The organism is Clostridium sp. (assembly GCF_036646415.1).
Classification (GTDB): Bacteria; Bacillota; Clostridia; order Clostridiales; family Clostridiaceae; genus Clostridium_J.
On the sequence record NZ_JAVXMF010000028.1, the window covers coordinates 19,370 to 30,648 of the forward strand.

Annotated in this window: 13 protein-coding genes and 1 pseudogene; 13 read left to right on the forward strand and 1 reads right to left on the reverse strand. The window is 31.1% G+C overall.

Going from position 1 to position 11,279, the window contains the following annotated elements; genetic code table 11:
- Window positions 1-33: 33 nt before the first annotated feature.
- The 5 genes from RSD37_RS14440 (at window position 34) to RSD37_RS14460 (ending at window position 6,299) form a co-directional block, all read left to right on the forward strand.
- On the forward strand, window positions 34-1,158 hold the full coding sequence (locus RSD37_RS14440; RefSeq protein WP_346947447.1) for a polysaccharide pyruvyl transferase family protein: 1,125 nt from the start codon (window positions 34-36) through the stop codon (window positions 1,156-1,158).
- Window positions 1,159-1,236: 78 nt separating this feature from the next.
- Window positions 1,237-1,941 (forward strand): CatB-related O-acetyltransferase, encoded by a 705-nt coding sequence (locus RSD37_RS14445; RefSeq protein WP_346947448.1) that lies wholly within the window; start codon window positions 1,237-1,239, stop codon window positions 1,939-1,941.
- Between the two features lie 38 nt (window positions 1,942-1,979).
- Window positions 1,980-3,395 carry an oligosaccharide flippase family protein gene (locus RSD37_RS14450; protein WP_346947449.1) on the forward strand — a complete coding sequence of 472 codons (1,416 nt, stop codon included), beginning with the start codon at window positions 1,980-1,982 and terminating at the stop codon, window positions 3,393-3,395.
- 508 nt (window positions 3,396-3,903) lie between these two features.
- Entirely contained in the window at window positions 3,904-5,271 is a 1,368-nt protein-coding gene (locus tag RSD37_RS14455; protein ID WP_346947450.1) for a UDP-glucose/GDP-mannose dehydrogenase family protein, read from the forward strand.
- Between the two features lie 2 nt (window positions 5,272-5,273).
- The gene (locus tag RSD37_RS14460; RefSeq protein ID WP_346947451.1) at window positions 5,274-6,299 is read left to right on the forward strand and encodes a GDP-mannose 4,6-dehydratase; all 1,026 of its coding nucleotides are present in this window, start codon (window positions 5,274-5,276) and stop codon (window positions 6,297-6,299) included.
- Between the two features lie 41 nt (window positions 6,300-6,340).
- Here RSD37_RS14460 and RSD37_RS14465 read toward each other — a convergent pair whose 3' ends face one another.
- Window positions 6,341-6,541, reverse strand: a complete 201-nt coding sequence (locus tag RSD37_RS14465; RefSeq protein ID WP_346947452.1) for a hypothetical protein — start codon at window positions 6,539-6,541, stop codon at window positions 6,341-6,343.
- Window positions 6,542-6,898: 357 nt separating this feature from the next.
- Between RSD37_RS14465 and RSD37_RS14470 the strand changes: the two genes are divergently transcribed.
- The 8 genes and pseudogenes from RSD37_RS14470 to RSD37_RS14505 all read left to right on the forward strand — a co-directional run bounded on the left by RSD37_RS14470 (window position 6,899) and on the right by RSD37_RS14505 (window position 10,926).
- Window positions 6,899-7,057 (forward strand): hypothetical protein, encoded by a 159-nt coding sequence (locus tag RSD37_RS14470; protein ID WP_346947453.1) that lies wholly within the window; start codon window positions 6,899-6,901, stop codon window positions 7,055-7,057.
- 80 nt (window positions 7,058-7,137) lie between these two features.
- Window positions 7,138-7,320 carry a hypothetical protein gene (locus RSD37_RS14475; RefSeq protein WP_346947454.1) on the forward strand — a complete coding sequence of 61 codons (183 nt, stop codon included), beginning with the start codon at window positions 7,138-7,140 and terminating at the stop codon, window positions 7,318-7,320.
- 5 nt (window positions 7,321-7,325) lie between these two features.
- Entirely contained in the window at window positions 7,326-7,598 is a 273-nt protein-coding gene (tnpB, locus tag RSD37_RS14480) for an IS66 family insertion sequence element accessory protein TnpB (protein ID WP_346947455.1), read from the forward strand.
- A 196-nt stretch (window positions 7,599-7,794) separates the two neighbouring features.
- Window positions 7,795-8,559 carry a transposase gene (locus RSD37_RS14485; RefSeq protein ID WP_346947456.1) on the forward strand — a complete coding sequence of 255 codons (765 nt, stop codon included), beginning with the start codon at window positions 7,795-7,797 and terminating at the stop codon, window positions 8,557-8,559.
- Window positions 8,560-8,574: 15 nt separating this feature from the next.
- Window positions 8,575-9,069: pseudogene (locus tag RSD37_RS14490) on the forward strand (transposase); the annotation flags it as partial.
- Window positions 9,056-9,334 carry a hypothetical protein gene (locus tag RSD37_RS14495; protein WP_346947457.1) on the forward strand — a complete coding sequence of 93 codons (279 nt, stop codon included), beginning with the start codon at window positions 9,056-9,058 and terminating at the stop codon, window positions 9,332-9,334. The pseudogene RSD37_RS14490 and the gene RSD37_RS14495, both read left to right, overlap by 14 nt.
- 671 nt (window positions 9,335-10,005) lie before the next feature.
- Entirely contained in the window at window positions 10,006-10,743 is a 738-nt protein-coding gene (locus tag RSD37_RS14500) for a conserved phage C-terminal domain-containing protein (protein ID WP_346947458.1), read from the forward strand.
- A gap of 12 nt (window positions 10,744-10,755) precedes the next feature.
- Complete coding sequence (locus RSD37_RS14505) at window positions 10,756-10,926, forward strand: hypothetical protein (protein WP_346947459.1); 171 nt, start codon at window positions 10,756-10,758, stop codon at window positions 10,924-10,926.
- Window positions 10,927-11,279: the final 353 nt, after the last annotated feature.

Consider the following 11,279-nt stretch of genomic DNA (forward strand, 5'->3'; position numbering starts at 1 on the left):
TCTATATTATGTTAATATTAAGGAGGAAACCGAATGAAAATTGCATTATTGTCAGGAGCATATAAAAACGCAGGAGATTTTTTAATAGTTAAGCGTAGTAAAGAGCTTTTAACAAAAGTTTATCCAGAGAGTATTATAACTGAATATGAAAGAAGAAAAGATTTAACACCAGTATTAGATGAAATCAATCAAAGCGATGTTCTTGTGTTAGCTGGAGGTCCAGGATATCAAACTAATATTTATCCTACGTCTATACCTTTAATAGAAGATTTAGATAAAATTAAAACAAAGATATTTGTGTTAGGTATGGGATGGAAAGGCAGAGATACAAGTAATAGAACGGTATACAATTATAAGTTTACTGATGCAACAAGCAGACTTTTAAAAAAAATAGAAAATGATGGTTTTCCATTAGGTTGTCGAGATTGGTACAGTGTTAGAGCTTTGAAAAATAATGGTTTTAAGAATGCAAAAATGACAGGATGCCCGGCTTGGTATAACTTGGAGTTTGTAAATACCTCAGAGGTGGCAAGGGCACCACTTAAGGAAATAAAGAAAATCGTAGTTTCTGATCCTGCTGATATGAAGAATTTGGATTTGGCGATTCATTTAGTTCGATATTTAAAAAGAAAGTTTCCACAAAGTGAAATTAAATTTGTTTTCCATAGAGGTGTAGAACAAGATCTGAATACACCAAGTAAATTAGCTAATAATTCAAATTCGTTAAAAAAAGAAGTTGAAAATATGGGAATTGAATGCATGAATATTGCTTATGGTTCAGAGGGATTTAATTTATACAATGACTGTGATTTGCACATAGGTTTTAGAGTGCATGCTCATATATATAATTTAAGTTGTAGAAATTTATCTATTCTGATTGAAGAAGATGGTAGAGGCGCAGGTGTTAATGAAGCTTTAGGGTTACAATCAATAACTGCATATAGTGATATGAAATGTGATTTAGGAAATAAGTACATATCAAAATTGTCAAACAAAGTTTTAAGTAGTAGAAATAGTTACCTTGAAAATAATGTAGATGATTATATACAACAATTATGTGATAGTGATTACTTACAAATAACTAATGCGTTTTTATTAATGCAGCAATATTACAAACACATGATAGAACACTTAAAATTAATCAATAACAAGAGGTGATATTATATAATTTTACATACACAATATTTTTTTTTATTTTGTAATGTTTGAGATTAAAAAACTATAAAGAGGTAATATATGAAATTAATAAGATTTCTTAAAGTTAAATTTAAAAATTTGTACTATAAATTTTTTAAAAAAGTCGAAAGTAGTAAGCATTTGTTTATCAGTAAATATGTTGATTTGTCAAATGTAGTATTCGAGGATTATTGTAATGTAGCACATCATGCAGAAATTACCAATAGTTTTATAGGTAAAAGGACATCAATTGGTAGGTATAGTAAAATAAGATTAGTGAATATAGGAAGGTATTGTTCAATATCTTGGGATGTTACAATAGGAGCTGTAACTCATCCATCAGAAAGAATATCTGGTCATGCATTTACCTACAAAAAAAAATTTGGGTTAGTTGATTCAAATTTTAGTTTTAAGCAGGAAAGAACTTATATAGGGAATGATGTTTGGATTGGATGCGGAGTTACAGTACTCTCAGGAGTTAAAATAGGAAATGGGGCAATTATAGGTGCAGGTGCAGTTGTTACTAAAGATGTTAAACCCTATTCTATAGTTGTAGGTGTCCCTGCTAAGCATATCAAATATCGTTTTGAAGAGGATATTTGTGAGAAGTTGAATGATTTAAATTGGTGGAAATTACCAGACTGTGTTATTAAAGATAACTTGGAATTATTTTCATCTTCAATAGACAATAAAAAGTTAGAACAATTATGCAATTTATGTAGTATATACAATTGCAATTATGAAAATAGAAAGGAAAATCCTTAGAACTAGTAATTCATAAGGGTAAGGTTAATAGAGTATATATGAGTAATGTTAAAAAGAGTAACACAGGTAATAAGGTTATTAAAGCAGGGATTTGGTATACATTTAGTAACTTTTTGTTAAGAGGGGTAGGTTTTTTAACTACTCCTTTGTTTACAAGAGTGTTATCTAAAAGTGAATATGGTGATTTCAATAACTTTACCTCATGGATGAGTTTATTAATGATTCTTACAACTTTAGATTTATATACTTCAATTAACAGAGCAAGATTTGATTTTGAGGATGATATAGATGGTTATATCTCATCAATAGCGGTTTTAGGAACATTGTTCACAGCAATATGTTATTTAGTTGTAATTACATTTAGTGATTTTTTTATCAGTTTATTTAGTATGGAGTACAAATATATACACATTATGTTTATATATTTATTGGTTTCGCCAGTTATGACACTTTTACAGACAAAACATAGATTATATCAGGAATATAAATTTTTTGTTTTTATTTCTATTTTTTCTACACTAATATCAGTTGGTTTATCAGTCATTTTTGTATTAACATTTAGTGATAAATTATTTGGAAGAATAGTGGGGTATGTAGCACCTTTACTTATAATTAATATAATTATATATTTGTATATAACATTCAAAGGGAGAAAAATTTCTTTATATTATTGGAGATACGGTTTATTCATTTGTGTTCCTTTAATACCGCATGTTTTAGGTGGTAACATATTAGGAACGTCTGATAGATTGCTGATACAAAAAATTTGTGGTGCTAATGATTTAGCGTTGTATAGTTTAGCTTATAGTTGTTCACTTATTGTATCTGTGTTATGGACTTCAATGAACCAAGCATGGGCACCATGGTTGATGGAAAATTTACATCAAAAAAATTATAAGGTTATAAAGAAGCGATCTAAGCAATATCTATTTTTATTTTTATCAATTGGAACTAGTATTATATTGTTAGCTCCAGAGGTGGTATATATTTTGGGAGGTAAAGTATATCTTCAAGCAAAATATGTCATGCCACCAGTAATAATGGGGTGCATGTTTCAATTTGCTTATAGTATGTATGTTAATATTGAAATATATGAAAAAAAAACTTGGTTAATTTCATTAGGTACTATGTTGGCTGCGGTTGCCAATATATTGCTAAATATGTTATTAATACCTATATTTGGGTATATAGCAGCGGCATATACGACTCTAATTTGTTATGCTTTATTGTTGGTTTTTCACTTTTTAAGTGTTAAAAGATTGAGACTTGATATTTGTTATGATAATAGATTTATATTTGCAATATTAACCTTAGAATTATTTATGATGGTGATAATAACGTACTTATACAGCAATAATATAATTAGATATGTTGTGACAGGAGTATATATTACAACACTAATGGTTTGTGCATTAGGATATAAGAAGACGGTGATAGCACTTTTGAAAAAATAACTATTAAAGAAGCAATTGGATCTGTTTTGTTTTTGTTTACAAACTTTACTTTTATAAAAGGAGTCACAAAGCAATTTGTATTTTTTTAGTTTTTCAAGTAAAAATGTTTTTAGATATTAAGATATAAAATTCAATAGTAAAGAAAAAGAGTATTTTCTAAACTATGGCATTCTAAACTGAGGTCTGAAAAAATCACCTTTAGTATTAGTTAAAGAATCAAACTTTAATTAAAAAGAACGGTAGATGAAAGAAGATTTAGTAATTATGGTAGGTCTTCAGAAATAAAGAATATTACATGTGCTGGAGGTACTATATACTACAACAAGTAGATACAATAACAAGAATAGCTGAGTATAGTATGCAAATTGATTCAGAAAAGATACTTAGATTACTATTATTTTATACACATTATGTAAATGGAGTCTTGTAGGGAAAATAATAATTAAAAGTGCCTATTAAAAAATAATGATTTTTAGATATATATATTTAGAGGAGGGGTTAATGCATTATGTATAAAATAGCAGTAGCAGGAACTGGATATGTTGGGCTAGTGGCAGGGGTATGCTTTGCTGAAGTAGGTCATCAGGTTACCTGCGTAGATATTGATGAAAAAAAAGTGAAGTTAATGGAAAGTGGAGTATCTCCAATCTATGAAGCAGATTTGGAAGGCTTGATGCAGAAAAATTATGCTGAAGGTAGGCTTCATTATACTACAGATTACAAAACAGCATACAAAGAAGCAGATGCTATCTTTATTGGTGTTGGTACTCCTGAGCAACCAGACGGTTCTGCAAATTTAAGTTATATAGCTACCGTTGCAAGACAGATAGCTGAAACGGTAGAAAAAGATTGTCTTGTAGTAGTTAAGTCAACAGTGCCTGTAGGTACTAATGATAAGGTAGAACAGTTTATAAAAGACTTTTTAGTTAATGACGTAAAAGTAGAAGTAGCATCAAACCCTGAGTTCTTAGCTCAAGGTACAGCAGTTCATGATACACTTCATGCTGCAAGGGTTATAATTGGAACCGAAAGTAAATGGGCAGAAGATATGCTTATGAAAATATATGAGCCTTTTAATCTTCCAATGGTATCTGTAAATAGAAGATCAGCAGAGATGATAAAGTATGCATCAAATGACTTTTTAGCTCTTAAAATATCTTACATGAATGATATAGCTAACCTTTGTGAACTTGTAGGGGCTAATGTTCAAGATGTAGCTAAAGGCATGAGCTTTGATGAACGTATTGGAAGTAAGTTTCTAAATGCTGGTATAGGTTATGGTGGTTCATGTTTCCCTAAGGATACAAAGGCTCTTGAGTACATTGCAAGACAAAATGGTTATGAACTTAGAACTATTAAAGCTGCCATTGATGTTAACAAAGAGCAAAAGACTAAGTTATATAAGAAGGCTTGCAGACGTCTTATAACATTCAGTGGTTTAAAAGTAGCAGTTCTTGGACTAACATTTAAACCAGGAACAGATGATTTAAGAGAAGCACCATCACTTGAGAATGTGCCTTTATTATTAGAACAAGGAGCAGAAGTTTATGCTTATGATCCTGTAGGTAAGGATAACTTTAGCAAGGTATATCCAGAAGGAAAAAATGGACAAGGTACTATAAAATATGTTGATACTATAGAAGAAACTTTAAAAGATGCTAATGTTTGCTTTATTTTTACTGAGTGGGGTGAAATTAAAGCTGTTAAGCCAGAAGATTATACAAAGCTAATGAGAACACCTTTAGTATATGACGGAAGAAACTTATATAATATTGAAGCTATGAAAGAAGCCGGAGTGGAATATTATTCTATTGGAAGGCCGTGTGTAAGAACTATAGAAGCTATTTCAGAAGCTGCAGCAACTAAGGAGGAATAGAATTGAGTTATAAATCTTTAGATACAACAAAAACATATCTAGTTACTGGAGCTGTAGGTTTTATTGGATTTTATTTATCCAAGAAACTTTTAGAAAAAGGCTGTAGGGTAATTGGTATTGATAATATAAATAATTATTATGATGTGAATCTTAAATATAAGAGACTAGAAAAGCTTGAACCCTTTGAGAATTTTACATTTATCAAAGGCGATATCTCAGATAAGGCTATGATAATGAAGACCTTTGAAGAGTATAAACCTAATATTGTAGTAAACCTAGCAGCACAAGCTGGTGTGCGTTACTCCATAGAGAATCCAGATGTGTATATGCAAAGTAATATTATAGGATTCTTTAATATCCTTGAAGCTTGTAGATATAATCCTGTAGATCACCTTGTGTATGCATCTTCAAGTTCTGTATATGGTTCTAATAAAAAAGTGCCTTTTGAAGAAACAGATTTTGTAGACAATCCAGTATCATTATATGCAGCTACAAAGAAATCAAATGAACTAATGGCTCATACTTATAGTCATCTTTATAAAATACCAACTACAGGCTTAAGGTTCTTTACGGTTTATGGCCCTATGGGAAGACCGGACATGGCCTACTTTGGTTTTGCTGATAAGTATTTTGCTGGTGAATCTATTAAGATATTTAACAACGGTGATTTTGAAAATGACTTATACAGAGATTTTACTTATGTAGATGATATAGTAGAAGGAATTGAGAGACTTCTTAGTAACCCTTCTACGGAGGATGTTCCTAATAAAGTATTTAACATTGGAAACAATAGCCCTGAGAAGCTAATGACATTTATAACAACATTAGAGAAATGCTTAAGCAAAGCATTAGGTAGAGAAGTAGAATTTGAAAAGATATTCGAACCACTAAAAGCAGGAGATGTACCTGCAACATATGCTTCAACAGATAAACTTCAGGAATCTGTGGGGTTTAAACCTTCTACTAGTATAGAAGAAGGACTACAGAAGTTTGCTGATTGGTATGTTGATTATTATGGAGTTAAATAAAGTAAAGAAGAGCTGTAATTAATACAACTCGTCTATTGCTATTAAAACCTTATCCTATTAGTATTAGCTAGTAAGTACTTTATTGCCATAAGTAGCACAATAACCATTATCCAATACACAATCTCTACAGATTTGTTAGGATTATTTATTAGATATAAGTAAGTGTACCTTGATAATGTATCAAGTTTGCATAATACTGCACTTGCAACTACCGATAAATAAATTGGTTTGTTTTTAGACATATTTATTCCTCTTTTCATTCTGTTATACATAATTTTTACTCATGTATGTATTAAATGCGGTAGTACAAGATATACGAGGATAAACGTTTAATTGCTACTAATAATTATGAACAAAACAATTATAAAATATTCAAAATAAAGATAAATTTATTAACAAAATCTAACTTTATAAATTATCAAACTCAGTCGCCTTGGCAGACTCCTTCCGAAGAACTTTAGGTAGAATGAACAAATTGTGAATAGAATTAATATTTAGTTTTGCTTATATCGCAACTTGCTACGTTGAAGTTTCTAAGGCTATAGCAACATCGGTCGGACAAGTCATTCCCTTGGAATCACCCTTAGGGGGTGTAAAATATGGAAATAACAAAAGCCAATAAATATTTATTTAGTGGCATTTATTTTGGGATTAGTCTGATTAATGGTTTTTGCGGATTAGTTTTTGTGTTGCAAATAAATTTTAAATATAAATCAACAAACACCATAGAATTTGATTTTATGGTGTATTTTTGGTAAGCTATGGAACAAACACCGTCATGTAAAACAGCCTCTCATTTGATATACTTTTATAAAGTAAATAGATGGGAGGTTTTATTTTGAAATCAACAAATCAAGATATAATTCTCTGGGAGCAGAGAATTAAAGCAAGAGATGAAAGTGGACTACCGGTTTCAGAATGGTGTAAACTTAATGAAATCAGCAAAAATAGGTATTATTATTGGAGTAATAAAATAAATAAAACTGAAAAATCAAATAACGAAATGGACTTGATTCATTAATTTCATTGAAATTTAAGCTAAATCCATATAGCGGAGAAAGTGTTTTCTTATTTTGCAATAAAAAACATAGCTCTTTAAGAGCTTTGAGGTGGGATGGAAATGGATTTATCTTGGTTACAAAATTCCTCTCTGATGAAATGAAGTTTCAGTGGCCAAAGACTCAAGGAGAAGTAAGAGATATAACAAAGCGACAGCTTGAATGGCTTTTAGATAGCTTACAAATTGATCAGAAAAAGGCGCTTAAAGAAAGTATTAATACTGAAAAAATGATCTTTTAACTTCCTCCAAAAACTAGTAAAATAGCTGTTTTTCTGGTATGATATGGCTATAAGATTAACCAAACCAGAAAGGAGCCTTAAAATGCAGCATTTATATGAAAAAAATTAACGTATTAAAGAACTTGAAAACGAAAATAAAAAACTGCAGGAAAAGGTAGAATCTCTGGAAAATAATGTAGAACTTTTAACCCAAGCAGTGTTGCAATCATCAAAACAGCGTTTTGGAGCGTCAAGTGAGAAAACACCTCAGGTAAATGGGCAATGTTTTCTTTTTGGTGAGTTAATCGATGGAGAATCAAATGAATCCGAAAATAAAGTTATAGAAATCAAAGAGCATAAGAGACCAGTAAGGAAAAAAGGTGATAGAGAAAAGTTAATTAAATCACTACCTCATGAAATAGTTGAATGTGTTCTTGCGGTAGATGAAGCAGTGTGTAAAATCTGTAACAGTGAACTTAAGATAATAGGAAAGAAAAAAGTACGATCTGAAATTGAATATATCCCAGCGAAGCTAATAATGAAGGACTACGTCCAGTATGTATACAAGTGCATCGAATGTGGGAAAAATGATATTAATCCATATGATTCGATATCCAGTGCGCCTGTACCAGCACCTGTGCTTACGCACTCTTTTGCGTCGCCTTCAATTGTGTCATGGGTAATGTATCAAAAATATATGATGTCAATGCCTTTATACCGCCAAGAAAAGGATTTTAAAAGAATGGGTGCCGAGATTAAAAGAGATATGATGGCAAACTGGATGATCCGTAGCTCAGAATATTGGCTTAAGCCTCTATATGATGAGATTCACAAGCAATTGCTAAAATCGGATATTATAATGAGTGATGAAACAACTTGGCAAGTTAATCACGAAAATGGAAAGAAGGCATCAAGTAAATCTTTTATTTGGGTACATAGGACTGGAAACTATGAAGGTCCACCAATAGGACGAGCCTACTGAGATAAACTCTTTAAGCTAGAAAGAAAATGGAAAGAGTTATCCTCAGAAGAGAGAAAAAAGAACAGATTTCTAAAAAGTGTCCCTGTGTTGGATGCCTTTTTCGCATGGGCTGAAAATACTTTTACTAATCAAGAGAAGTTAAAAAAGGCTTTGAAATATACACTTAATCATAAGAAGTATTTTACTAATTTCTTGCTTGATGGGAAGATTCCATTATCTAATAACTTATCCGAAATTGCAGTAAAGCCTGTAGCAATCACACGAAAAAACTCATTATTTTCAGATTCAGTTGATGGTGCAAAAGCATCAGCAATTATATTTAGCATTATAAATACAGCAGCTAATAATTTAGATGCTTATAAATATCTTGAATATATATTTATAAACTTGCCAAATAGTAAATATCCTTTAGAAACTTCACTATTTGAGGAATATTTACCTTGGTCACATAAAATACAATCTGAATGCAGAATAAATACAGAGGAGGAATCTTGCAATGAATCTGCTTAATATTGATTATATGATGAACATGACAAAGGAGTTTCTTACTGGGAAAATTGATGGAATAGCTTATACTCTTGATTTTCCGTATGAACTAGAACAACGATATAAAAAAATGTATCGAGAAGATGATGATTACTGTGAACTTATATATGAGTGTCTTTATGAAGAAGGCATTGCTCTGTATAATAATTTATCAGACACTGATTTTAAGAAACTCATACGAAAACAATACAACTACATAAAGCAAATTGCAAAAGAGGGTTTCTACTAAAAAATCAGCTTCGCATATTTAATGTGAAGCTGATTTTTTATAGGTACGGTAGGTGTTCCACCGCTTACACCCAAAAGGAAAATACTAAAACCTTTGAGGGTCTTAAATATTTCCAGAGACAAGCAGCTAATATAACTTGTAAGAAATTCCGACAATTTGAAAACAATGGAAGTCGGTATAAGGATGAATTTTATATTCTAGAAATAGTTATAGACGTTGGGGTTATAGGAACATCAGTAGTTTCTCCATCAGAAATATACCACAGTAATTCACCCTAGGCATATATGGTACATTTAAACTGTAGTTTCTTTTTGTAAATTAAAAAATTAAAAAATATAGAGTTGTCTCAAAATTAAATTTTGAGGCAGCTCTTCTTTAAATACAGACTTTAAATTTTATCATGATTACTACTGCCTAATTCTTTAAAAAGTTTAATAGATATAAAAGTTAAAATTAATTACGGGAATTACAATGTTCTTATGTTTTTATGTTTTTATGTTTTTATGTTCTTGGAGGGTTCAAAGCTTAGGGGTAACTGGGGTTGAGGCTCTTAGAGAAAACTTAAAATTGGAAATTTTAAATTATAAATTATTGGGAAAATTATTGTAAAAAATTTCATAATTGCATATATAGTATTTGAATGGGTTTCGAGGGAGCTACCTATATTAAATATGAAAAAATGCACTGTGCAATCTAGATTTTTTAAATTAAGAGATGCAGGAGTACTTACCCACCAGGTTATAAGAGAAGGTGGTACGTATTCCTATTTTGGCATAGGTGAAAAATATACAGAGCTAATAATTAGTAGTGTAAATGTAGAAGATGATAACAGTAATAAGATAAAAGAGGCTTGTAGTTACGAAAATTTAGAGGAAAATAATAATCTAAAGAGTGTAGATGAAAACAAGGATAGTGTGGATGGAAATTCCTATAGTGAGGATGAAAACCTTCAGGGTATAGATGGGAATCTTAAGGGGTGTCAGTGTGAGTCCACAACAAATAATTCCTCTACTAAAGATCCCTCTATTAAATATAATAATAACCTAGCCTTTCTGAAGAAAGGGGCTTTTGAGATAATAGATTATTTGAACTTGCAAACAGGAAAGAAGTTTAAAAGTGATACAAAGGTAACACTTAGTCTAATTAAGGCAAAGTTTCAAGATGGTTTCACAGTGGAGGATTTTAGGACTGTTATAGACAATATGAAAATAAGATGGACAGGTACTAAGTTCCAGGAATACTTAGCTCCAACAACTCTCTTTGGCAGTAAGTTTGAAACCTATTTAAATCAAGGGAAGGAAGTAGTGTGGAATGGGTTTAAACGTGGAAATGTTAGCGTGGACAATGGAGAAGATAGAGAAATGTTGAAGGCGAAATTGAGGAATGTAGTTTTGTTGGAGGATATGTGATTTTTAAATTGGGTGGAAGTAGGTATTAATACTACAACCAGTGGTGCATGTAGAGATTGGCAGAGGCGAGTTCTTGCTAATGGCTGTGCTTCTGATAGGCAACAAGCATCTATAGTATTTGATGTTGTGGTGGAAATGGTGGAGCAATGTCCAGCACTAAAGAGATTAGTTGAATTATCATAAAATTTATGGGGGCTAATATCTTGACCATTAGACCATTTAATACCAGTATCATTTTATATGATTTATAGCAAGTAGGGCGTACTGACGTTCACCCAGCAAGGGTGTGGCTATCACTTGTCATAACAACCTCGGTCAGATAAGTCTTTCCCTTGGAAAGACCCCTAAAGGTTGAAAAACTTTAAAAAGAATAGAACAAAAAAACTTGGTAGCAGCTAGGAAGTGGAACTACTGAAATTTATTTTGGTAGTTTTTTCGTCGTTAAAGCAAAATTTGGCGGCATTTTAATTTTATTAAGATGTGTTAGAGTATAATTTTAGTAGGCAAATATGACAAAAAAAAATAAGGGGGATACA